The 22,088-nt window shown below is 55.4% G+C and carries 24 protein-coding genes; 20 read left to right on the plus strand and 4 right to left on the minus strand.

Annotated elements, in window-relative coordinates; translation table 11 throughout:
• Window positions 1–328: 328 nt before the first annotated feature.
• The 4 genes from HF679_RS11605 (at window position 329) to HF679_RS11620 (ending at window position 3,573) form a co-directional block, all read left to right on the plus strand.
• A complete protein-coding gene (locus HF679_RS11605) occupies window positions 329–1,267 on the plus strand; it encodes an amino acid ABC transporter substrate-binding protein (RefSeq protein ID WP_123756232.1) in 939 nt (312 codons plus the stop codon).
• A gap of 163 nt (window positions 1,268–1,430) precedes the next feature.
• Complete coding sequence (locus HF679_RS11610) at window positions 1,431–2,171, plus strand: amino acid ABC transporter permease (protein ID WP_123755950.1); 741 nt, start codon at window positions 1,431–1,433, stop codon at window positions 2,169–2,171.
• A gap of 2 nt (window positions 2,172–2,173) precedes the next feature.
• A complete protein-coding gene (gene gltK / locus HF679_RS11615; protein ID WP_123755949.1) occupies window positions 2,174–2,848 on the plus strand; it encodes a glutamate/aspartate ABC transporter permease GltK in 675 nt (224 codons plus the stop codon).
• Window positions 2,848–3,573, plus strand: coding sequence for an amino acid ABC transporter ATP-binding protein (locus tag HF679_RS11620; RefSeq protein WP_123755948.1), 726 nt, complete (start codon window positions 2,848–2,850; stop codon window positions 3,571–3,573). Before gltK ends, HF679_RS11620 begins: the two co-directional genes overlap by 1 nt.
• A 54-nt stretch (window positions 3,574–3,627) precedes the next feature.
• Here the strand turns inward: HF679_RS11620 and HF679_RS11625 are convergent, their stop codons facing one another.
• Complete coding sequence (locus HF679_RS11625) at window positions 3,628–4,113, minus strand: zinc ribbon-containing protein (RefSeq protein WP_174508387.1); 486 nt, start codon at window positions 4,111–4,113, stop codon at window positions 3,628–3,630.
• A 220-nt stretch (window positions 4,114–4,333) separates the two neighbouring features.
• Between HF679_RS11625 and leuS the strand changes: the two genes are divergently transcribed.
• From leuS to lipA, 15 genes are all read left to right on the plus strand, one after another.
• Window positions 4,334–6,916: a leucine--tRNA ligase gene (gene leuS, locus HF679_RS11630; protein ID WP_123755947.1), complete on the plus strand. Its 2,583-nt coding sequence runs from the start codon at window positions 4,334–4,336 to the stop codon at window positions 6,914–6,916.
• A 14-nt stretch (window positions 6,917–6,930) separates the two neighbouring features.
• Window positions 6,931–7,521 (plus strand): LPS assembly lipoprotein LptE, encoded by a 591-nt coding sequence (lptE, locus tag HF679_RS11635; RefSeq protein WP_123755946.1) that lies wholly within the window; start codon window positions 6,931–6,933, stop codon window positions 7,519–7,521.
• Window positions 7,521–8,552 (plus strand): DNA polymerase III subunit delta, encoded by a 1,032-nt coding sequence (gene holA / locus HF679_RS11640; RefSeq protein WP_123755945.1) that lies wholly within the window; start codon window positions 7,521–7,523, stop codon window positions 8,550–8,552. Before lptE ends, holA begins: the two co-directional genes overlap by 1 nt.
• Window positions 8,545–9,195, plus strand: coding sequence for a nicotinate-nucleotide adenylyltransferase (gene nadD / locus HF679_RS11645; protein ID WP_187042996.1), 651 nt, complete (start codon window positions 8,545–8,547; stop codon window positions 9,193–9,195). Before holA ends, nadD begins: the two co-directional genes overlap by 8 nt.
• An 85-nt stretch (window positions 9,196–9,280) precedes the next feature.
• The gene (locus HF679_RS11650; protein WP_123756229.1) at window positions 9,281–9,910 is read left to right on the plus strand and encodes an adenosylcobalamin/alpha-ribazole phosphatase; all 630 of its coding nucleotides are present in this window, start codon (window positions 9,281–9,283) and stop codon (window positions 9,908–9,910) included.
• 221 nt (window positions 9,911–10,131) lie between these two features.
• Complete coding sequence (gene rsfS / locus HF679_RS11655) at window positions 10,132–10,449, plus strand: ribosome silencing factor (RefSeq protein WP_123755943.1); 318 nt, start codon at window positions 10,132–10,134, stop codon at window positions 10,447–10,449.
• Between the two features lie 3 nt (window positions 10,450–10,452).
• The gene (rlmH, locus tag HF679_RS11660) at window positions 10,453–10,920 is read left to right on the plus strand and encodes a 23S rRNA (pseudouridine(1915)-N(3))-methyltransferase RlmH (RefSeq protein ID WP_015584895.1); all 468 of its coding nucleotides are present in this window, start codon (window positions 10,453–10,455) and stop codon (window positions 10,918–10,920) included.
• A gap of 27 nt (window positions 10,921–10,947) precedes the next feature.
• Window positions 10,948–12,849 carry a peptidoglycan DD-transpeptidase MrdA gene (gene mrdA / locus HF679_RS11665; protein WP_123755942.1) on the plus strand — a complete coding sequence of 634 codons (1,902 nt, stop codon included), beginning with the start codon at window positions 10,948–10,950 and terminating at the stop codon, window positions 12,847–12,849.
• Entirely contained in the window at window positions 12,849–13,961 is a 1,113-nt protein-coding gene (gene mrdB / locus HF679_RS11670) for a peptidoglycan glycosyltransferase MrdB (RefSeq protein WP_123755941.1), read from the plus strand. The genes mrdA and mrdB overlap by 1 nt, the downstream gene beginning before the upstream one ends.
• 10 nt (window positions 13,962–13,971) lie before the next feature.
• On the plus strand, window positions 13,972–15,090 hold the full coding sequence (gene rlpA / locus HF679_RS11675) for an endolytic peptidoglycan transglycosylase RlpA (RefSeq protein ID WP_123755940.1): 1,119 nt from the start codon (window positions 13,972–13,974) through the stop codon (window positions 15,088–15,090).
• A 143-nt stretch (window positions 15,091–15,233) separates the two neighbouring features.
• Window positions 15,234–16,433 (plus strand): D-alanyl-D-alanine carboxypeptidase DacA, encoded by a 1,200-nt coding sequence (dacA, locus tag HF679_RS11680; protein WP_123755939.1) that lies wholly within the window; start codon window positions 15,234–15,236, stop codon window positions 16,431–16,433.
• Window positions 16,434–16,546: 113 nt separating this feature from the next.
• Window positions 16,547–16,810 (plus strand): DUF493 family protein YbeD, encoded by a 264-nt coding sequence (ybeD, locus tag HF679_RS11685; RefSeq protein ID WP_041144576.1) that lies wholly within the window; start codon window positions 16,547–16,549, stop codon window positions 16,808–16,810.
• A gap of 101 nt (window positions 16,811–16,911) precedes the next feature.
• Complete coding sequence (gene lipB, locus HF679_RS11690) at window positions 16,912–17,553, plus strand: lipoyl(octanoyl) transferase LipB (protein WP_123755938.1); 642 nt, start codon at window positions 16,912–16,914, stop codon at window positions 17,551–17,553.
• Between the two features lie 143 nt (window positions 17,554–17,696).
• The gene (locus tag HF679_RS11695; protein ID WP_123755937.1) at window positions 17,697–18,665 is read left to right on the plus strand and encodes a YbeF family transcriptional regulator; all 969 of its coding nucleotides are present in this window, start codon (window positions 17,697–17,699) and stop codon (window positions 18,663–18,665) included.
• A 170-nt stretch (window positions 18,666–18,835) separates the two neighbouring features.
• Window positions 18,836–19,801, plus strand: coding sequence for a lipoyl synthase (gene lipA / locus HF679_RS11700; protein WP_123755935.1), 966 nt, complete (start codon window positions 18,836–18,838; stop codon window positions 19,799–19,801).
• Window positions 19,802–20,032: 231 nt separating this feature from the next.
• Here lipA and tatE read toward each other — a convergent pair whose 3' ends face one another.
• Together tatE and HF679_RS11710 are read right to left on the minus strand one after the other, a co-directional pair.
• Entirely contained in the window at window positions 20,033–20,239 is a 207-nt protein-coding gene (tatE, locus tag HF679_RS11705; RefSeq protein ID WP_123755934.1) for a twin-arginine translocase subunit TatE, read from the minus strand.
• Between the two features lie 130 nt (window positions 20,240–20,369).
• Window positions 20,370–21,158: a deaminated glutathione amidase gene (locus HF679_RS11710; RefSeq protein WP_154143472.1), complete on the minus strand. Its 789-nt coding sequence runs from the start codon at window positions 21,156–21,158 to the stop codon at window positions 20,370–20,372.
• 82 nt (window positions 21,159–21,240) lie between these two features.
• Here HF679_RS11710 and crcB point away from each other — a divergent pair, with 82 nt between their 5' ends.
• The gene (crcB, locus tag HF679_RS11715) at window positions 21,241–21,627 is read left to right on the plus strand and encodes a fluoride efflux transporter CrcB (RefSeq protein ID WP_154143473.1); all 387 of its coding nucleotides are present in this window, start codon (window positions 21,241–21,243) and stop codon (window positions 21,625–21,627) included.
• Between the two features lie 57 nt (window positions 21,628–21,684).
• Here the strand turns inward: crcB and cspE are convergent, their stop codons facing one another.
• A complete protein-coding gene (cspE, locus tag HF679_RS11720; protein WP_004859511.1) occupies window positions 21,685–21,894 on the minus strand; it encodes a transcription antiterminator/RNA stability regulator CspE in 210 nt (69 codons plus the stop codon).
• Between the last annotated feature and the right edge of the window lie 194 nt (window positions 21,895–22,088).

Raw genomic sequence — 22,088 nt, forward strand, 5'->3', positions numbered from 1 at the left:
GGGCAAATCTCTTCCTCGCCGTAATCTGGCACGCCCCTTGCTTAATAAACTCAGGTCACCACGCCATCGTGTACTGGTATAACCCGGTTGCACCAGCACAATACTGACCCGGCACTAGTTTGGTGCAATGGCCGATTTTTGCCTTTAAATGGTGCGGAGTAGTTCGCAAAAATAAACAATATCACAGCAAAATCTTTACATTAAGCCAAACTAAATGCTAACAAACACATACAAATGCTGCACACAAATATCGCAGCAATAATAACGCACACACACATTCACAATGGGTATCAAAAGCGTCGCTGACGCTGCGGATAAGGAGTTGGATATGCAATTACGTAAACTGACCACAGCAATGCTGGTCATGGGTATGACCGCCGGCCTGGCACATGCGGAAGAGGCAAAACCAGCCGCTGATGCAGGGCAAGCGCCTGCACAACAGCAGATGCCTACCCTTGAAAAAATCGCTAAAAACGATGTTATCGTCGTCGGCCACCGTGAATCATCGGTACCGTTCTCCTACTACGATAACCAGCAGAAAGTGGTGGGTTACTCTCAGGATTACTCCAACGTCATCGTTGATGCCATTAAGAAAAAACTGAACAAACCAAATCTGGAAGTCAAACTGATCCCGATTACCTCGCAAAACCGTATTCCGCTGCTGCAAAACGGCACCTTCGATTTTGAGTGCGGTTCTACCACTAACAACCTGGAACGCCAGAAACAAGCGGCCTTCAGCGACAGCATCTTCGTTGTCGGTACGCGTCTGCTGGTGAAAAAAGGCGGCCCGATTAAAGACTTCGCCGATCTGAAAGGCAAGGCCGTCGTCGTCACCTCCGGTACCACCTCAGAAATTCTGCTGCATAAGCTGAACGACGAGCAGAAAATGAACATGCGCATCATCGGCGCGAAAGATCACGGTGACTCCTTCCGTACCCTGGAAAGCGGTCGTGCTGTGGCCTTTATGATGGATGATGCACTGTTGGCCGGCGAGCGCGCGAAGGCGAAGAAACCGGACAACTGGGAAATTCTCGGCACGCCGCAATCCCATGAAGCTTACGGCTGCATGCTGCGTAAAAACGACCCGGAATTCAAAAAACTGTTAGACGATACCATTGCGCAAGCGCAAACCTCAGGGGAAGCGGCGAAGTGGTTTGATACCTGGTTTAAAAATCCAATCCCACCAAAAGGGATGAACATCAACTTTGACCTCTCCGACGACATGAAGGCGCTGTTCAAATCACCAAATGACAAAGCTCTTAACTAATTAAAAAAACAAGGGGCAAAGCGACTTGCCCTTCCGATTGTTGTGACAGCACGGACAGACTATACGGTGGCTGGTCGTTCCCCAGCCGCCGCGAATACCGAAACAAGCTGAACAATAATCTTCGAGGGTAGCGATGCTACCCTTTTTTTTCCAGGAGTCATTTATGTCAATAGACTGGAACTGGGGAATATTCCTGCAACAGGCCCCGTTCGGCAACACCACCTATCTGGGCTGGCTATGGAGCGGCTTTCAGGTCACTATCGCCTTGTCGATTAGCGCCTGGGTCATCGCTTTCCTCGTCGGCTCGCTGTTCGGTATTTTACGTACCGTCCCCAACCGCTGGTTATCCAGCATCGGCACCTGCTACGTTGAACTGTTCCGTAACGTACCGTTGATCGTCCAGTTCTTCACCTGGTATCTGGTCGTGCCTGAGCTCCTGCCGGAAGATATCGGCATGTGGTTCAAGTCCGAACTGGATCCCAATATTCAGTTCTTTGTCTCTTCTATGCTGTGCCTGGGGCTGTTTACCGCCGCTCGCGTCTGTGAACAGGTTCGCGCCGCGATTCAGTCGCTGCCGCGCGGGCAGAAAAATGCCGGCCTGGCAATGGGCCTGACGCTGCCGCAGACCTATCGTTATGTACTGCTGCCCAACGCTTACCGCGTCATCGTGCCGCCGATGACCTCCGAGATGATGAACCTGGTGAAAAACTCGGCCATCGCCTCAACCATCGGGCTGGCGGATATGGCAGCGCAGGCGGGTAAGCTGCTGGATTACTCCGCTCACGCGTGGGAATCCTTTACGGCGATTACCCTCGCTTACGTGCTGATTAACGCCGTGATTATGCTGATAATGTATGTGGTTGAACGTAAGGTCCGCCTGCCGGGCAATTTGGGGGGGAAATAATCATGTACGATTTTGACTGGAGTTCTATCGTTCCCTCCATGCCCTACCTGCTGGCCGGGCTGGTTATTACCCTGAAAATCACCGTCACCGCGATTATTATCGGTATCGTCTGGGGGACCCTGCTGGCGGTCATGCGCCTGTCGAGCTTCCTGCCGCTCTCCTGGTTCGCGAAAACCTACGTCAACGTGTTCCGTTCGATCCCGCTGGTCATGGTCCTGCTGTGGTTCTACCTGATCGTTCCCGGCTTCCTGCAGAACGTACTTGGCCTGTCGCCGAAGAGCGATATCCGGCTGATTTCCGCGATGGTGGCCTTCTCGATGTTTGAGGCGGCGTACTATTCGGAAATTATCCGCGCGGGTATCCAGAGCATCTCCCGCGGCCAGTCCAGCGCCGCGCTGGCGCTGGGTATGACCCACTGGCAATCCATGAAGCTGATTATTTTGCCGCAGGCGTTTCGCGCCATGGTGCCGTTGCTGCTGACGCAGGGGATTGTCCTGTTCCAGGATACCTCACTGGTCTACGTCCTGAGCCTGGCCGACTTCTTCCGTACTGCCTCCACCATCGGCGAGCGCGACGGAACGCAGGTCGAGATGATCCTGTTCGCAGGTGCCGTGTATTTTGTCATTAGTCTCAGCGCATCGCTGTTGGTCAGCTGGTTGAAGAAAAGGACTGTGTAATGATTACCCTGAAAAACGTTTCAAAATGGTATGGTCACTTTCAGGTGCTGACCGATTGCTCCACGGAAGTGAAGAAAGGTGAAGTGGTGGTGGTTTGCGGGCCGTCCGGCTCGGGTAAATCGACGCTGATTAAAACCGTCAACGGCCTCGAACCGATCCAACAGGGCGAGATCACCGTGGATGGCACCAAAGTGAACGATAAGAAAACCAACCTCGCTAAGCTGCGCTCCCGCGTCGGGATGGTGTTCCAGCACTTTGAGCTGTTTCCACATCTGTCGATCATCGACAACCTGACTCTGGCGCAGGTCAAAGTGCTTAACCGCGACAAAGCGGCCTCGCGGACCAAAGGCCTGAAATTGCTGGAGCGTGTGGGCCTGTCCGCCCATGCCGATAAATTCCCGGCCCAGCTCTCCGGCGGCCAGCAGCAACGCGTGGCGATCGCCCGTGCGCTGTGTATGGATCCGATCGCCATGCTGTTTGACGAACCAACCTCAGCGCTGGATCCGGAGATGATCAACGAAGTGCTCGATGTCATGGTCGAACTGGCGAACGAAGGCATGACGATGATGGTGGTGACCCACGAAATGGGCTTTGCCCGCAAGGTGGCCAACCGGGTAATCTTTATGGATGAAGGCAAGATTGTCGAAGACTCGGACAAAGAGGCGTTCTTCGCCAACCCGCAATCCGATCGTGCCAAAGACTTCCTCGCAAAAATCCTGCATTAATCTTAGAACCATCCCAGGCGCGCATCGCTCGGTGCGCGCCTGCTACCAGCTTAATCAGGGTTCAAAAGGACGGCGCTGGAACTGGTCATGGCCGCATTTCGGGCAGCGTGGCAGCACATCCGGGGTATAGACCGCCAGATGATAATGACAGTGCTCGCACACCAGATTCCCCAGCCCCACGACTTCTCCGCTATGGTAGACCCCGTGATGATTCAGATCCTGGAACACCTCGCGCCATTCCAGCTGGGTTTTATCGGTAATATCCGCCAGTTCCTGCCACAGGCTCTCTTTTATCACCCGCATAAAGACGCTATCCGTCAGCTCATCCTGACTCTCTTCGTAGCTGCGGGCGAACTCTTCCAGGTCACGTCTGACCGCTTTGGTCAGGGTCTCTATTTCGCGGTGCGTTAACTCACCCGACTCGCTAATTTTCGCCCGCGCCTGTTCTACCAGGGCGTCGATATCGCGCTCTCCATTGCGTAGCCGCTCACTGAGCGTCGACACCAGTTCACGGTAGAATTGAGCAACCTTGTTCATCATTTCGCCTCCGGTGTGGTTAACTTCTTCTAATAATAGACCTTATTTGTCATCTGCTTTGCCAGTTAGCCCACAGAGTCGCTAAATAGTCTGTGCCGCTTTTGCCGATGTTAATGTGCGAAAGGCTGTTTTGACGTGGGCGTTTGGGCTATGCTATGGCGATCTGATAACACATCCATTGGCTACACTTTGTAGCGGTTTGAAAACAGGACCACTGGCTGCCATGCAAGAGCAATACCGCCCGGAAGAGATAGAATCGAAAGTCCAGCTTCATTGGGACGATCATCGTACATTTGAAGTAACTGAAGACGAGAGCAAAGAGAAGTATTACTGCCTGTCGATGCTTCCTTATCCTTCTGGTCGACTACACATGGGCCACGTGCGTAACTATACCATCGGCGACGTCATTGCCCGCTACCAGCGTATGCTGGGCAAAAACGTACTGCAGCCTATCGGCTGGGATGCGTTTGGCCTGCCGGCTGAAGGCGCGGCGGTGAAAAACAACACCGCGCCGGCACCGTGGACCTACGACAACATTGCCTACATGAAAAACCAGCTGAAAAAGCTGGGCTTCGGTTATGACTGGAGCCGTGAAGTGGCGACCTGCACCCCGGAATACTATCGTTGGGAACAGCAGTTCTTCACCGAGCTGTATAAAAAAGGCCTGGTGTACAAGAAGACTTCTGCGGTGAACTGGTGCCCGAACGACCAGACCGTACTGGCCAACGAACAGGTTATCGACGGCTGCTGCTGGCGCTGCGATACCAAAGTTGAACGTAAAGAGATCCCGCAGTGGTTTATCAAAATCACCGCCTATGCGGATGAGCTGCTCAACGATCTGGATACCCTGGATCACTGGCCAGACACCGTAAAAACCATGCAGCGTAACTGGATCGGCCGTTCTGAAGGGGTAGAAATCTCCTTCAACGTTAACGACTATGCCGACAAGCTGACCGTCTACACCACCCGTCCGGATACCTTCATGGGTTGTACCTACCTGGCCGTTGCGGCAGGTCACCCGCTGGCGCAACAGGCGGCGGCGAGCAACCCGGAACTGGCGGCGTTTATCGAAGAGTGCCGTAACACCAAAGTCGCAGAAGCTGAAATGGCGACGATGGAGAAAAAAGGTGTCGATACCGGCTTTAAAGCCATTCACCCGCTGACCGGTGAAGCCATCCCGGTGTGGGCTGCCAACTTCGTCCTGATGGAGTACGGTACCGGCGCAGTCATGGCGGTTCCAGGCCACGATCAACGTGACTACGAGTTTGCCAGCAAGTACGGCCTGAACATCAAGCCGGTTATCCTGGCTGCCGACGGTTCTGAACCGGACCTGTCCGAGCAGGCGCTGACCGAAAAAGGCGTTCTGTTTAACTCCGGCGAGTTCGATGGCCTGAGCTATGAAGCGGGTTTCAACGCTATCGCCGACAAACTGGCGGCAATGGGCGTTGGCGAGCGCAAAATTAACTACCGTCTGCGCGACTGGGGTGTTTCCCGTCAGCGTTACTGGGGCGCGCCGATTCCGATGGTGACCCTGGAAGATGGCACCGTGATGCCAACGCCAGCCGATCAGCTGCCGGTTATTCTGCCGGAAGATGTGGTTATGGACGGCATCACCAGCCCGATTAAGGCCGACCCGGAGTGGGCAAAAACCACCGTCAACGGTCAGCCTGCGCTGCGTGAAACCGACACCTTCGATACCTTTATGGAATCCTCCTGGTACTACGCGCGCTATACCTGCCCGCAGTACGACGACGGGATGCTGGATCCAAAAGCCGCCAACTACTGGCTGCCGGTTGATATCTATATCGGCGGGATCGAACACGCGATCATGCACCTGCTGTACTTCCGCTTCTTCCACAAACTGATGCGTGATGCGGGCATGGTGAACTCCGACGAGCCGGCAAAACAGCTGCTGTGTCAGGGGATGGTACTGGCTGACGCCTTCTACTACGTTGGCGAAAACGGCGAGCGTAACTGGGTCTCCCCGGTTGATGCGACCGTCGAGCGTGACGAAAAAGGCCGTATCGTGAAAGCGTTCGACCCACAGGGCCGCGAGCTGGTGTATACCGGCATGAGCAAGATGTCCAAGTCGAAGAATAACGGCATCGACCCGCAGGTGATGGTTGAACGTTACGGCGCGGATACCGTGCGTCTGTTCATGATGTTCGCCTCACCGGCAGACATGACTCTCGAGTGGCAAGAGTCCGGCGTTGAAGGGGCTAACCGCTTCCTGAAACGTGTCTGGAAACTGGCCTATGAACACGCAAACCAGGGCCCGACCGTTGCACTGGATGCGGCCAGCCTGAGCGAAGATCAGCAGGCGCTGCGTCGCGATGTCCATAAAACCATCGCTAAAGTGACCGATGATATCGGCCGTCGTCAGACCTTCAACACCGCGATCGCCGCGATCATGGAGCTGATGAACAAACTGGCGAAAGCACCGCAGGAAAACGAACAGGATCGCGCGCTGATGCGTGAAGCTCTGTTGGCTGTCGTGCGTATGCTCAACCCGTTCACCCCGCACGCGAGCTTCACGCTGTGGCAGGAACTGGGCGGCGAAGGCGATATCGACAACGCGCCGTGGCCGGTAGCCGATGAGAGCGCCATGGTTGAAAACACCACGCTGGTGGTGGTTCAGGTCAATGGTAAAGTCCGTGGTAAAATTACCGTGCCTGTCGATGCAACCGAAGAGCAGGTTCGTGAACGTGCGGGTCAGGAACACCTGGTCGCGAAGTACCTCGATGGCGTAACCGTACGTAAAGTGATCTACGTCCCGGGTAAACTGCTCAATCTGGTCGTTGGCTAAGCACAGGAGGAAGCGTGCGCTATCTGGCAACATTGTTGGTATCTCTGGCGGTGTTAATCACCGCTGGTTGCGGCTGGCATCTGCGTAGTACTACGCAGGTTCCCACCGCGATGAAGAGCATGATCTTTCAGTCGAGCGATCCGAACGGTCCGTTAAGTCGCGCCGTGCGTAATCAGTTGCGTCTGAACGGCGTAGAGCTGATCGATGGCACCACGCTGCGTAAGGACATCCCTTCCCTGCGTCTGGATTCATCGTCCATTCAGAAAGATACGGCCTCTATTTTCCAGGACGGTCGTACTGCTGAATACCAGATGGTGATGACGGTGCAGGCCAGTGTGCTGATCCCAGGTCATGATATTTATCCGATCTCCACCAAGGTCTACCGTTCGTTCTTCGATAACCCGCAGGCGGCGTTAGCGAAAGATGCCGAGCAGGATATGATCATCCAGGAGATGTACGACAAAGCCGCTGAACAGCTGATCCGTAAGCTGCCAAGCGTCCATGTTGCTGATGTCGAAGCGACGAAAGAGGGAGAGACGACGGTCACGCCGTCTCCGGCAACCTCAACGTCTGGCAATCGCGTCTCCACCACGCTGGGTAACTGATGATTCGGTTGTACCCAGAACAACTCCGCGCGCAGCTCTCCGAAGGGCTGCGCGCGGCCTATTTATTACTCGGCAGCGATCCACTGCTGCTGCAGGAAAGTCAGGACGCGATTCGCGAAGCCGCTGCCAGCCAGGGCTTTACCGAACACCATAGCGCGACCATCGACGCCAGCACCGACTGGCCTGCCTTGTTCTCACTCAGCCAGGCGATGAGCCTGTTCGCCAGCCGGCAAACGCTGCTGCTGGTGCTGCCGGAAAATGGCCCCAATGCAGCGATCAACGAACAGCTTGCCACCCTGGTCGGCATGCTGCATGACGATCTGCTGTTGATAGTACGCGGGAACAAGCTGACCAAAGCCCAGGAGAATGCCGCCTGGGTAACGGCGCTCGCCAGCCGGGCGGTGCAGATCAGTTGCCAAACGCCCGAATACGCCCAGCTGCCACGCTGGCTGGCGGCGCGTGCCAAACAGCATAATTTGCAGCTTGATGACGCGGCCAGCCAGCTGCTGTGTTACTGCTACGAAGGTAACCTGCTGGCGCTGGCACAGGCGCTGGAACGCCTCTCTCTGCTGTGGCCGGACGGCAAGCTCACGCTGCCTCGCGTCGAGCAGGCGGTCAACGACGCCGCCCACTTTACCCCTTATCACTGGGTTGATGCGCTGCTGGCCGGCAAGAGCAAACGGGTGCTGCATATCCTGCAACAGCTACGTCTGGAAGGCAGCGAGCCGGCGATTCTGCTGCGCACGCTCCAGCGCGAACTGCTGCTGCTGGTCAACCTGAAACGCCAGTCGGCCCATACGCCGCTGCGCAGCCTGTTTGATAAACACCGGGTGTGGCAAAACCGTCGTCAGCTGTTGAGCGATGCGCTTGCGCGCCTCAGCCCGGACCAGCTGCGCCAGGCCGTCACCCTGCTGGCTCGGGCGGAGATCACCTTTAAGCAGGATTACGGCAGCGACATCTGGCCGGAATTAGAAAGCCTTTCTTTGTTGCTCTGCCATAAAGCGCTGGCAGACGTGTTTATTGATGGTTGATATGACTCAGTTGCAGGCAATGTACGGCGGCACCTTCGATCCGGTGCATTATGGTCACCTTAAACCGGTTGAAATTCTGGCGAACCAGATCGGGCTGGGGAAAGTCATTATTGTGCCGAATAATGTCCCGCCGCATCGCCCGCAGCCTGAGGCCAGCAGCGCCCAGCGTAAACAGATGCTGGAACTGGCTATCGCCGATAAACCCTTATTCGTCCTCGATGAACGTGAGCTTCAGCGCCAGACGCCATCGTTTACCGCGCTGACGCTGGCCGAGTGGCGACAGGAACAGGGGCCGGAGCAACCGCTGGCGTTTATTATCGGCCAGGATTCGCTGCTCACCTTCCCGACCTGGCACAACTACGCCACCATTCTGGATAATGCCCATCTGATCGTTTGCCGTCGCCCGGGCTACCCGCTGGTGATGAAGCAGGAAGCGGATCAGCGCTGGCTGGATCACCATTTAACTCACGATGTAGAACAGCTGCACAACCGCCCTGCCGGGGCAATCTATCTGGCTGAAACCCCGTGGTTTGATATCTCCGCCACCCTTATTCGCCAGCGCCTTGAGCGCGGTGAATCCTGCGCCGACATGCTGCCGGCTGCGGTGCTGGACTATATTCATCAGCACAAGCTCTATTGCTAGACCTTGATTCATGCGTCCCCAGTGCAGCCGGGGGCTTATACTCTCTTACCCACCCTCATTCGCATTGCCAGAAGGCCTGTATACCGTGAGATTATGGTTAGTTCGTCATGGCGAAACCGAGGCCAACGTCGCCGGCCTGTACAGCGGACACGCTCCGACCCCGTTAACCGCGCGCGGTCAGCGCCAGGCGCAGACCCTCGGTAGCTTGCTGCAGGCCGTGCCGTTCGCTCGCGTACTCTGTAGCGCGCTGGAACGAACCCAGCATACCGCCGATCTGCTGCTCGGTAGCCGGGAGATCCCGCGCCAGATTGTCCCCGAGCTCAACGAAATGTTTTTCGGCGACTGGGAAATGCGCCACCACCGGGATTTACAGCACGAAGACGCAGAAAACTACGCCGCGTGGTGCGCGGACTGGCAGCATGCGGCACCGACTCACGGCGAGGACTTCCCGTCGTTTTCCCGGCGCATTGCCGCCTTCGCCGCACAGCTGCCCCACTACGCCCATCTTGACCATCTGCTGATCGTCGGTCATAAAGGTGCCCTTAGCCTGCTAATGACCACCTTAATGAAGCTCCCCGCGCAGGCGATGTGGCATTTCCCAATCGAGCATGGGGCGTGGAGCGCGCTCGACCTGCACTCTGATTTTGTCACCCTGCGGGTACTAAATAGCCAGGCCGTCTGGGCGGGCGAAGAAGAATTCCGTGCAGACCATTGACAGGTCAGAGCAGACTGTTATTCTCCGCAGCCTGAACGCATCCGCTAAACGATGTTTGCAGAAATTGTTTTACAAAAATGGCGATGCAATCGCGGGCGATGGATGGGATGATAGCCGCCTCCAGCGCCTGGCAACCGACATTTATCCCGACATTCAAGTAAGATCGGGTATACTGTCAGGCTGTTTACAATTATCACTCTTCACTCACCCAGGGGGAACTCTTGCAGGGTAAAGCACTCCAGGATTTTGTTATCGACAAAATTGATGACCTGAAAGGTCAGGACATCGTTGCCATTGATGTACATGGCAAATCCAGCATTACAGATTGCATGATTATTTGCACCGGCACGTCCACGCGCCATGTCATGTCGATTGCCGATCACGTGGTACAAGAATCCCGCGCTGCAGGTATGCTGCCGCTCGGCGTTGAAGGCGAAAGCGCCGCCGACTGGATTGTTGTCGACCTTGGCGACGTCATGGTTCACGTCATGCAGGAAGAGAGCCGTCATTTGTACGAGCTGGAAAAACTCTGGAGTTAATGCGTGAAGCTGCAACTGGTGGCCGTTGGCACCAAAATGCCGGACTGGGTTCAGACCGGCTTTAGTGAATATTTGCGTCGTTTTCCAAAAGATATGCCGTTCGAGCTGCTGGAAATTCCTGCTGGCAAACGCGGTAAAAATGCCGATATCAAGCGCATCCTCGATAAAGAGGGGGAAATGATGCTGGCGGCCGCGGGAAAAAACCGTATCGTGACCCTGGATATTCCGGGCAAGCCATGGGATACCCCGCAGCTGGCGCGCGAACTGGAACGCTGGAAACAGGATGGCCGCGATGTCAGTCTGCTGATCGGCGGTCCGGAAGGACTCTCCCCGGCCTGCAAAGCCGCCGCGGAACAGAGTTGGTCGCTCTCTACGCTCACGTTGCCTCATCCACTGGTTCGTGTACTGGTCGCTGAGAGCCTGTATCGGGCGTGGAGCATTACCACCAACCACCCTTACCACCGTGAATAATGATGACCAGGGTAGACTAAGCAGCGAATGAAATTACAGAATTCTTTCCGCGACTATTCGGCTGAATCCTCGCTGTTTGTGCGCCGGGCGCTGGTCGCTTTTTTGGGGATTTTGCTGCTTACCGGCATACTGGTTGCCAACCTTTATAACGTGCAGATCGTTCGTTATACCGACTATCAAACACGCTCAAACGAAAACCGTATTAAGCTGGTCCCGATCCCGCCGAGCCGCGGTATTATCTACGATCGCAACGGTACTCCCCTGGCGTTGAACCGCACTATCTACCAGCTGGAGATGATGCCGGAAAAAGTCGATAACGTGCAGCAAACGCTGGACGCGCTGCGCGACGTCATCGACCTGACCGATGACGATGTCGCCAACTTCAAGAAAGAGCGCGCACGTTCTCACCGCTTCACCTCTATTCCCGTTAAGGTCAACCTCAGCGAAGTCCAGGTGGCTCGCTTTGCGGTCAACCAGTACCGTTTCCCGGGCGTAGAAGTCAAAGGCTACAAACGCCGTTATTATCCCTATAACTCCGCCCTGACCCACGTGATTGGCTACGTCTCCAAAATTAACGATAAAGACGTCGACCGCCTGGATAAAGAGGGCAAGCTGGCCAACTATGCCTCAACCCATGATATCGGCAAGCTGGGGATCGAACGCTACTATGAAGACGTGCTGCACGGCCAGACCGGGTATGAAGAGGTCGAGGTTAACAACCGTGGCCGCGTCATCCGCCAGCTCAAAGAGGTGCCGCCGCAGGCCGGGCGCGATATCTACCTGACCCTCGACCTCAAGCTGCAACAGTATATTGAGACGCTGCTCGCCGGCAGCCGTGCTGCGGTGGTCGTCACCGACCCGCGTACCGGCAGCATCCTCGCGCTGGTCTCCACGCCGAGCTACGACCCGAACCTGTTCGTTGACGGCATCTCCAGCAAAGACTACTCCGGGCTGCTGAACGACCCCAACACCCCGCTGGTCAACCGCGCGACCCAAGGGGTCTATCCGCCAGCATCGACGGTAAAACCTTACGTGGCGGTATCGGCACTTAGCGCTAACGTCATCACCCGCAATACCAGCCTGTTCGATCCGGGCTGGTGGCAGTTGCCGGGTTCTGACAAACGCTATCGCGACTGGAAAAAATGGGGCCACGGCCATCTGAACGTGACCAAAGCGCTCGAAGAGTCTGCGGATACCTATTTCTATCAGGTGGCCTATGACATGGGCATCGACCGTCTCTCTGAGTGGATGAGCAAATTCGGTTACGGCCACTACACCGGGATTGACCTGTCGGAAGAGCGTTCCGGGAATATGCCCACCCGTGAATGGAAGCTGAAACGCTTTAAAAAACCCTGGTACCAGGGCGACACCATTCCGGTCGGTATCGGTCAGGGCTACTGGACTGCCACCCCGATTCAGATGAACAAAGCGCTGATGATCCTGATTAACGACGGTGTGGTCAAAGTGCCGCACCTGCTGCAAAGCACGGTCGAAGATGGCAAGCAGGTGCCATGGGTGCAGCCGCACGAACCACCGGTCGGCGATATTCACTCCGGTTTTTGGGAGATCGCCAAGGACGGGATGTTCGGCGTGGCCAACCGTGGCAACGGTACCGCCCATAAATACTTCGCCAACGCGCCCTATAAAATTGCCGCTAAATCCGGTACTGCGCAGGTCTTTGGCCTGAAAGCCAACGAAACCTATAATGCGCACAGAATCGCCGAACGTCTGCGTGACCATAAACTCATGACGGCGTTTGCCCCCTATAACAACCCCGAAGTTGCGGTTGCCATTATTCTTGAGAACGGCGGTGCTGGCCCGGCGGTCGGTACCATCATGCGCCAAATTCTCGACCACATAATGCTGGGTGACAACAACACAAACCTGCCGAGCGAAAGCCCGGCGGCGACGGCGGGCGAGGATCAATAATGACCGATAATCCGAACAAAAAATCGCTATGGGATAAAATCCATCTCGACCCCACCATGCTCCTTATTCTGCTGGCGCTGCTGACCTACAGCGCGCTGGTTATCTGGAGCGCCAGCGGTCAGGATATGGGCATGATGGAGCGTAAGATCGGCCAGATCGCCATGGGGATTGTTATCATGATCGTCATGGCGCAAATCCCACCGCGGGTGTATGAAGGCTGGGCGCCGTACCTCTATATCTTCTGTATTATCCTGCTGGTGGCGGTTGATGCCTTCGGCGCTATCTCCAAAGGCGCACAGCGCTGGCTGGACCTCGGCATCGTTCGCTTCCAGCCCTCGGAAATCGCCAAAATCGCGGTGCCGCTGATGGTCGCGCGCTTTATCAACCGAGACGTCTGCCCGCCGTCGCTGAAAAACACCGCCATCGCGCTGGTGCTGATTTTCCTGCCGACGCTGCTGGTGGCCGCGCAGCCTGACCTCGGAACCTCGATCCTGGTCGCCCTGTCGGGCCTGTTCGTGCTGTTCCTGTCCGGCCTGAGCTGGCGTCTGATTGGCGTGGCGGTGGTGCTGGTTGCGGCGTTCATTCCGATTCTGTGGTTCTTCCTGATGCATGATTATCAGCGTCAGCGTGTGATGATGCTGCTCGACCCGGAAACCGATCCGCTGGGCGCCGGTTATCACATCATCCAGTCGAAGATCGCCATCGGTTCCGGCGGGCTACGCGGCAAAGGCTGGCTGCACGGCACCCAGTCACAGCTGGAGTTTCTGCCAGAGCGCCATACCGACTTTATCTTTGCGGTCCTTGCCGAAGAGCTTGGCCTGATTGGCGTTCTGGTTCTGCTGGCGCTCTACATCCTGCTGATCATGCGCGGGCTGTGGATTGCCGCCCAGGCGCAAACCACCTTCGGGCGCGTCATGGCCGGTGGTTTAATGTTGATTTTATTCGTTTATGTCTTCGTAAATATTGGTATGGTGAGTGGTATTTTACCAGTGGTGGGGGTACCGTTGCCGCTGGTCAGCTACGGGGGCTCCGCCCTGATCGTATTGATGGCCGGGTTTGGTATCGTAATGTCGATCCACACCCACAGAAAAATGTTGTCGAAAAGCGTTTAAGGGGTTTGCGATGCGTAAGCAATGGCTGGGGATCTGCATAGCAGCAGGGCTGCTGGCGGCATGTTCGGGTGAAGACGTTCAACAGAAAACGGTCAGCACGCCACAGCCGCCGGTTTGTAATGGCCCAAGCGTGGAAATCAGCGGTGCCGATCCGCACTATGAAACGCCCAATGCCACGGCGAATCAGGATTACGAGCGCGATGGGAAAAGTTATAAAATCGTCCAGGATCCGTCTAACTTTACGCAGACCGGTCTGGCCGCCATTTATGACGCGGAACCCAACAGCAACCTGACCGCTTCCGGCGAGGCGTTCGATCCGACACAGCTCACCGCCGCGCACCCTACGTTGCCGATCCCGAGCTACGTGCGGGTCACCAACACGGCCAACGGTCGGATGATCGTGGTGCGCATTAACGATCGTGGCCCGTACGGCAACGATCGCGTCATTTCGCTCTCACGCGCCTCCGCCGATCGACTGAATACCTCGAACAACACCAAAGTGCGTATCGATCCGATCATCGTCGCACCAGACGGATCGCTCTCGGGGCCGGGCATGGCCTGTACTACCGTCGCCAAACAAACCTATGCATTACCTGCCCGTCCTGACCTGGACGGTGGCGGCGGCGCTGTCACAACCGACCCGGCAAACCAGGACAATGTGCGCGCCATCAGCAACTCTACGCTTAAACCGGAAGACAATATGGGTGCGCCGGTGAACAGCAGCGGCTTCCTTGGCGCGCCGACACCGCTGAACAACGGCGTACTGGAAAGCAGCGAACCGGCGGTGCAAACCGCACCGGTTACCGCACCAGGCTCTGTTCAGGGTAGCGTCACGCCAGCTCCGGCAGCCGCCGCCGCGGCGACGGCGACGACCGCAGCGGTCGCATCGACGGCCAGCGCCAGCGGCGACTTTGTCGTTCAGGTTGGTGCCGTCAGCGATCAGGCTCGCGCACAGCAGTATCAGCAGCGTCTCAGCCAGCAGTTTTCCGTTCCTGGCCGCGTGATGCAGAACGGTGCGGTATGGCGCATTCAGTTAGGCCCGTTCGCCAGCAAAGCGCAGGCCAGCACCGTACAACAGCGTCTGCAAAGCGAAGCCCAGCTGCAATCATTTATTACTCACGCCAACTAAACACGCGGGGTCGCTCTCCGGATTGTTATGCGCATGAAAAAGTCATTAACAAAGTCATGCGCAATCTCGGATGAAGGCCCACAGAGCATTTGTTATAGTAAGGCACTTTTTTAAACTCGATCACGGATGCCGTTGTTCAGACCATGAAGACCTCTTTCACCGCACGTTTACTCGCTACGGCCCTCTCCGTTGCGGCGCTCTCCTCCGCTGCCCACGCCGATGACCTGAACCTCAAAACCATGATCCCAGGCGCACCGCAGATTGATGCAGAGTCCTGGGTCCTTATCGATTACAACTCAGGCAAAGTGCTGGCAGAGAATAATGCCGATGCCCGTCGTGACCCGGCCAGTCTGACCAAAATGATGACCAGCTACGTTATCGGCCAGGCCATGAAAGCGGGTAAATTTAAAGAATCCGATCTGGTCACCGTCGGTAACGATGCGTGGGCGACCGGTAACCCGGTGTTTAAAGGCTCCTCGCTGATGTTCCTCAAGCCTGGTATGCAGGTCCCGGTATCTCAGCTGATCCGTGGTATCAACCTGCAGTCCGGTAACGACGCCTGCGTGGCGATGGCCGACTATGTTGCCGGCAGCCAGGATGCGTTTGTCAGCCTGATGAACAGCTACGTCAACGCGCTGGGCCTGAAAAACAGCCACTTCCAGACCGTTCATGGTCTTGACGCTGAGGGCCAGTACAGCTCCGCGCGCGATATGGCGTTGATTGGTCAGGCGCTGATCCGCGACGTGCCGAACGAATACACCATCTATAAAGAAAAAGAGTTCACCTTTAACGGTATCCGTCAGATGAACCGTAACGGTCTGCTGTGGGATAACAGCCTGAACGTTGACGGCATTAAAACCGGCCATACCGACAAAGCAGGCTATAACCTCGTGGCATCCGCCACCGAAGGCCAGATGCGTCTGATCTCCGCGGTGATGGGCGGTCGTACCTTTAAAGGCCGTGAATCCGAAAGCAAAAAACTGCTGACCTGGGGCTTCCGCTTCTTTGAAACGGTTAACCCGCTGAAAGCCGGTAAAGAGTTCTCTTCCGAGCCAGCCTGGTTTGGCGACAGCGATCGTGCTTCGCTGGGTGTTGATAAAGATGTTTATCTGACTATCCCACGCGGACGCATGAAAGACCTGAAAGCCAGCTATGTTCTGAACAACACCGAACTGCACGCGCCGCTGCAGAAAAACCAGGTGGTCGGCACCATTAACTTCCAGCTGGATGGTAAAACCATCGATCAACGCCCGCTGGTGGTCCTGCAGGAAATTCCGGAAGGCAATTTCTTCGGCAAAATGATTGATTACATTAAGTTAATGTTCCATCACTGGTTTGGTTAAAAATCGAACACTTGAAAGTGTGATTTACATCCCCATATACTAATCATCAAAGTAACCTGATAACTCCCACCCACGTGGGAGTTATTATTTTTTGTCGTAACACCGGAGCTGACATGAAAACCAAACTTAACGAACTGCTTGAATTCCCTACTCCATTTACTTACAAAGTAATGGGGCAGGCGTTGCCTGAGCTGGTTGATCAGGTGGTGGAAGTGGTACAGCGCCATGCGCCTGGTGATTACTCTCCGCAAGTAAAACCGAGCAGCAAGGGTAACTACCACTCGGTCTCTATCACCATCAACGCGACCCATATCGAGCAGGTCGAAACCCTGTACGAAGAGCTGGGCAACATTGAAATCGTCCGGATGGTGCTGTAATCCATTCCCTGACCCGGCCCTGGCGCCGGGTCATCTCTCTCCCGCCCTGCTGTGATATACTCGCCTCCTTAAGTCACTTCTCTCTCTGCGGAGACGTTGTTTTGCAGCATAATAAAATCCTTATCCGTCAACTTGGCCTGCAACCTTATGAACCTGTCTCGCAGGCAATGCATGACTTTACCGACATCCGCGATGAGACAACCCTGGATGAAATCTGGCTGGTAGAACATCACCCGGTCTTTACCCAGGGCCAGGCAGGAAAAGCCGAACACGTTCTGGTTCCCGGTGATATCCCGGTGATTCAAAGCGACCGCGGCGGTCAGGTCACCTATCACGGGCCGGGACAGCAGGTGATGTACGTCCTGCTGAATCTCAAGCGCCGCAAGCTTGGCGTACGCGAGCTGGTGACGCTGCTGGAGCAAACCGTCGTTAACACCCTCGCGGAGTACCAGATAGCATCACATCCGCGCGCTGATGCCCCTGGCGTCTATGTCGGTGAGCAAAAAATCTGTTCGCTTGGCTTACGCATCCGTAAGGGATGCTCATTCCATGGCCTGGCGTTGAATATCGCCATGGACCTGGCACCGTTCCAGCGCATCAACCCCTGCGGATATGCCGGCATGGAGATGGCGCAGATGCGTCAGTGGCAGCCCGATATCACACCGTCAATGGTGGCCCCCCATCTGGTAACCAGCCTGCTGGCCTTGCTCGACCATCCGCCACATGAGTTTGTGACCGCGTAATCATTTTTCTCTCTTTGCGCCCTCCGGGGCGCAATATCCTGCCATCATTTCTCGTTAAGTCATTATATTTGCAATTAAATGCCACTCACGACCGAGCGACTGACCGCTATACTTGCGCTATGCACGATCACAGGAATCACTGAGTGGACAATAATAAGCCTTCACCCGAATTACCCATACCGCAGGAGCGACATCACGACCGCCAGGTACTGCGTGTATTACGCAATGTGGATCTGAACCTGCTGACTATTTTTGAAGCGGTGTATGTTCATAAGGGCATCGTTAATGCCGCAAAAGTCCTGAATATCACCCCCTCAGCCATCAGCCAGTCGATTAACAAACTTCGCACCCTCTTCCCCGACCCGCTGTTTATCCGTAAAGGTCAGGGCGTCACGCCCACGGCTTACGCCACCCACCTTCACCAGTACATCAGTCAGGGGATGGAGTCGTTCCTGAGCGCGCTGGATTTGGCCGGCAGCGCCCATCAGCAACGCGTCATTACCGTGGCGACCTCGCCGAACATCGGGGCCTTAATCCTTCCCGATATCGCTAAGGTGCTGAAACAGCACTTTCCGCAAGTGCTGCTGCATAACGTCGCCATTACCGATGCCACCAGCCAGCTGAATCAACGTCAGGTTGATCTACTGATCGACAGCTTTGCCCACAGCGGCCAGCTTATCGCCCATCATCTGCTGTTTCAGGATCGACTGGTGATGTACTGCCGGGAGGGACATCCGGTTCTGCAGATGCCGTTGAGCGATGAGAACCTGCAGCGCTATGAGTTTGCGCTGATCCTGCCGGAAGGCCAGCGTTACCCCGCCATCCACCGTCAGTTGCAGGAGCATCTGGGGGATCGCCGCTGTGGCTTCAGTAGTTACAATCTGTTTACCCAGGCGGCTATGATCGGCCACAGCGATATGCTTGGCCTGATGCCGGAACGCATGTTTGCCATGATGTCGCAGACCTGGCCGCTTGTGGCGATCGACTACCCACGCCTGCAGCAGGAACGTATTGATGTCTCGCTGCATTACAACCGGCTCAGCGCCCAGGAATCGTTGCTGAATGACATTATCGAGACGGTCCGTCAGGCGTTCCGCCAGGAAAACCCGTGAGGGGAAGCAGAAAACAACAACTATTTTACAATTTGCCGAACGGGCAGGCTGCTTTCTGTCCCGTTTCGATGATATACTGCCTGTCCTTAATTCAAAAATAGTTGATAAATACAACATTTCCTTGAATTGATTCGCTTTCTTTCGTGACTCGCAACTGGAACACGCACGCTATGAGTAAACCCATTGTGATGGAACGCGGTGTTAAGTACCGCGACGCCGATAAAATGGCCCTTATCCCGGTGAAAAACGTGGCAACTGAGCGTGAAGCTCTGCTCAGAAAACCGGAATGGATGAAAATCAAACTTCCGGCTGACTCATCCCGTATCCAGGGTATCAAAGCAGCGATGCGTAAGAACGGCCTGCACTCCGTGTGCGAAGAAGCATCTTGCCCAAACCTGGCGGAGTGCTTCAACCACGGTACCGCAACCTTTATGATCCTCGGCGCGATTTGTACCCGCCGTTGCCCGTTCTGCGACGTCGCCCACGGCCGCCCGGTTACACCGGATGCCAATGAACCGCAGAAACTGGCGCAAACCATCGCCGACATGGCGCTGCGCTATGTCGTTGTAACCTCCGTTGACCGCGATGACCTGCGCGATGGTGGTGCTCAGCACTTTGCCGATTGCATCAGCGCGATCCGTGAGAAAAACCCGACGATCAAGATTGAGACTCTGGTCCCTGACTTCCGTGGCCGTATGGATCGTGCGTTGGATATCCTCACCGTGACGCCGCCAGACGTGTTTAACCACAACCTGGAAAACGTGCCGCGTCTGTATCGTCAGGTGCGTCCGGGCGCTGATTACAACTGGTCGCTGAAACTGCTGGAGCGTTTTAAAGAAGCGCACCCGGAGATCCCGACCAAATCAGGCCTGATGGTGGGTCTTGGCGAAACCAACGAAGAGATCATCGAGGTCATGCGTGACCTGCGCCGTCATGGCGTTACCATGCTCACCCTGGGTCAGTACCTGCAGCCGAGCCGTCACCACCTGCCGGTTCAGCGTTACGTCAGCCCGGATGAGTTTGAAGAGATGAAAGCCGAAGCGCTGGCAATGGGCTTCACCCATGCGGCCTGTGGCCCGTTCGTGCGCTCTTCCTACCACGCCGACCTGCAAGCCAAAGGGATGGAAGTGAAGTAACCTTCACCGCGTCCTTACCGCTGCGTGAAGCCTTTCGCGCAGCGGTCTGTCTTCCCCTTCCCGTTTACCGCCTCCCTGTAACACCTGGTTGCATTTTTGGGCCTTCAGCCTTCATCTTTACCGACACGCGGCCATAAAAAAGGCCACAGCGGTTTGCGCTGCAGCCTCTTCTGACGTTCAGGCTCATGCCTGACGGTTACACCTTCCCGTCGTCGGGGAACGCGCCTTTAATTACTCTTTATGAGAGAGTTTCTGTGCCGGAGCTTCTGCTTCCGCACTGGTTTTTTTCGCACTATCATCGTCATCATTCATGGCTTTTTTGAAGCCTTTGATAGCGGAACCCAGGTCTCCACCCAGCGTACGTAATTTTTTGGTACCAAACACTAAGATAATCAGTGCTGCGACCACCAGCAGTTTGGTAATACTAATCTCACCCATAGCTTACAACCTTCTTCTCTAATACACGCTGCGAATACGCCATCATACACGCGAACAATTAACGGCTATTTGACGCGCGGACACAATAGCAATCTGTAACAAGGTGAATCAAGCCTTGTTTAAAAAAACGTCACAATAATTGCGGTGGCGCAAAGCGCCGGTTCATTAAGACCGGCAAACGTTCGCGTACCTGGCGGAGCACCTCGCCAGACAGCTCGGCGACAATCATCTGCGGCCGGTCCGTCGCCCCTGCGAGCGTCATCCCCAACGGGTCGACAATCCGGCTTTGGCCGATATTACGGGTGCCGCACTCTCCTGCCGCCACCAGGTAACAGGTCGTATCCAGCGCCCTGGCCGCCAGTAGCGTAGTCCAGTGATGCTCTTTCATCGGCCCACGCACCCACGCCGTCGGTAATACCAGCACGTCTGCCCCCTTCAGCGCCAACGCTAACGCCAGCTCAGGGAAGCGTAGATCGTAGCAGGTCATCAGGCCAACCCGCATCCCGTCAACCTCAATCAGCGGAGGGATCTGCTGGCCCGCATCGACAAGACGCGACTCCTGCATCGAAAAGGCATCATAGAGATGGAGCTTCTGGTACTGCGCGATAACCTCACCCTGACGTATCGCCACCAGCGTGTTGGTTGCTCGTCCTTCACCAGAAGGGACATGCACCGTCAGCACCGTGGTGAGCGCGTTGTTTCGGCTCTCCTCGCACAGCTGCTGCAGAAAGCCCCCATCGATCTCCTGTGCCGATTTAACCGACAAATCAGGATCGCTATCGTCACGAGCCAGTAATGCTTCCGGTAAAACCAGCATGGATACGCCCTGCCCGGCCGCCTGCTTCATCAACTCTACGCAGGTTTGCGCATTGGTTTTCCAGTCCGGCGTGACGGCAAATTGTCCAGCAGCAGCCAACATCGTTGTCTCCCCTCAGGTATTTCGTAGCCAGCCACGCAGTGTGCGCGCTACACTCGTTCCTATATTAACTAATTAGCAGGGAATGAGTGTGTCACAACTACTTTTAGCCGTTTTTGTTGGTGGCGGCACCGGCAGCGTGTTGCGCTGGTGGCTAGGTATGAAGTTCAATCCAATGCATCATGCGATTCCCATCGGTACGCTGACGGCGAACCTTCTGGGCGCGTTTATCATTGGTGCCGGGCTGGCATGGTTTAACCGCCTGACCGACATTGACCCGATGTGGAAGCTGCTGATCACCACCGGATTCTGCGGCGGGCTGACCACCTTTTCTACCTTCTCCGCAGAAGTCGTGTTCCTGCTGCAACAGGGCCGCTTCAGCTGGGCGCTGCTCAATATCGTGGTCAATTTATTAGGCTCATTTGCCATGACCGCGGCGGCATTCTGGATCTTTTCCCACGCCAGTCGCTGACAACAGGCAAAAAAAAACCCGCTAAAAGCGGGTTTTTATATTCTACTGACGCAATGCTTAGATAGCGTTTACGTTTGCAGCAGAAGGGCCTTTGGCACCGTTAGTGATTTCGAACTCTACACGCTGACCTTCAGCCAGAGTTTTGAAACCGTTGGACTGGATTGCAGAGAAATGTACGAATACATCTTTGCTGCCATCTTCCGGAGTAATGAAACCGAATCCTTTGGACTCATTAAACCACTTAACGTTACCTTTAATCTTAGACATCAAAATTACCTTTATATGAAAAAAAGACACTAATCTGTGTCGGACACCAGTACACCAATTGCAGTGCCTTTTGTCCAGCCTAACTTTGTTAAAAAGTGACAAAAGTCGCTATCTTTTTTAGTGGGCCACGCCTTAGTTGTTGTTTTTGCACAGGAGTGACGGTTTATCTCTTTTACTGCTAAGTTATGCCAGAT

Source organism: Enterobacter sp. JUb54, from assembly GCF_014298075.1.
Classification (GTDB): domain Bacteria; phylum Pseudomonadota; class Gammaproteobacteria; order Enterobacterales; family Enterobacteriaceae; genus Klebsiella; species Klebsiella lignicola.

Bases quoted from the DNA above. Each gene is read 5' to 3' on its own strand.
- HF679_RS11605 (WP_123756232.1), top strand. From the start codon at position 329: ATGCAATTACGTAAACTGACCACAGCAATGCTGGTCATGGGTATGACC.
- HF679_RS11610 (WP_123755950.1), top strand. From the start codon at position 1,431: ATGTCAATAGACTGGAACTGGGGAATATTCCTGCAACAGGCCCCGTTC.
- gltK (WP_123755949.1), top strand. From the start codon at position 2,174: ATGTACGATTTTGACTGGAGTTCTATCGTTCCCTCCATGCCCTACCTG.
- HF679_RS11620 (WP_123755948.1), top strand. From the start codon at position 2,848: ATGATTACCCTGAAAAACGTTTCAAAATGGTATGGTCACTTTCAGGTG.
- HF679_RS11625 (WP_174508387.1), bottom strand. From the start codon at position 4,113: ATGATGAACAAGGTTGCTCAATTCTACCGTGAACTGGTGTCGACGCTC.
- leuS (WP_123755947.1), top strand. From the start codon at position 4,334: ATGCAAGAGCAATACCGCCCGGAAGAGATAGAATCGAAAGTCCAGCTT.
- holA (WP_123755945.1), top strand. From the start codon at position 7,521: ATGATTCGGTTGTACCCAGAACAACTCCGCGCGCAGCTCTCCGAAGGG.
- nadD (WP_187042996.1), top strand. From the start codon at position 8,545: ATGGTTGATATGACTCAGTTGCAGGCAATGTACGGCGGCACCTTCGAT.
- mrdA (WP_123755942.1), top strand. From the start codon at position 10,948: ATGAAATTACAGAATTCTTTCCGCGACTATTCGGCTGAATCCTCGCTG.
- mrdB (WP_123755941.1), top strand. From the start codon at position 12,849: ATGACCGATAATCCGAACAAAAAATCGCTATGGGATAAAATCCATCTC.
- rlpA (WP_123755940.1), top strand. From the start codon at position 13,972: ATGCGTAAGCAATGGCTGGGGATCTGCATAGCAGCAGGGCTGCTGGCG.
- dacA (WP_123755939.1), top strand. From the start codon at position 15,234: ATGAAGACCTCTTTCACCGCACGTTTACTCGCTACGGCCCTCTCCGTT.
- ybeD (WP_041144576.1), top strand. From the start codon at position 16,547: ATGAAAACCAAACTTAACGAACTGCTTGAATTCCCTACTCCATTTACT.
- lipA (WP_123755935.1), top strand. From the start codon at position 18,836: ATGAGTAAACCCATTGTGATGGAACGCGGTGTTAAGTACCGCGACGCC.
- tatE (WP_123755934.1), bottom strand. From the start codon at position 20,239: ATGGGTGAGATTAGTATTACCAAACTGCTGGTGGTCGCAGCACTGATT.
- HF679_RS11710 (WP_154143472.1), bottom strand. From the start codon at position 21,158: ATGTTGGCTGCTGCTGGACAATTTGCCGTCACGCCGGACTGGAAAACC.
- crcB (WP_154143473.1), top strand. From the start codon at position 21,241: ATGAGTGTGTCACAACTACTTTTAGCCGTTTTTGTTGGTGGCGGCACC.
- cspE (WP_004859511.1), bottom strand. From the start codon at position 21,894: ATGTCTAAGATTAAAGGTAACGTTAAGTGGTTTAATGAGTCCAAAGGA.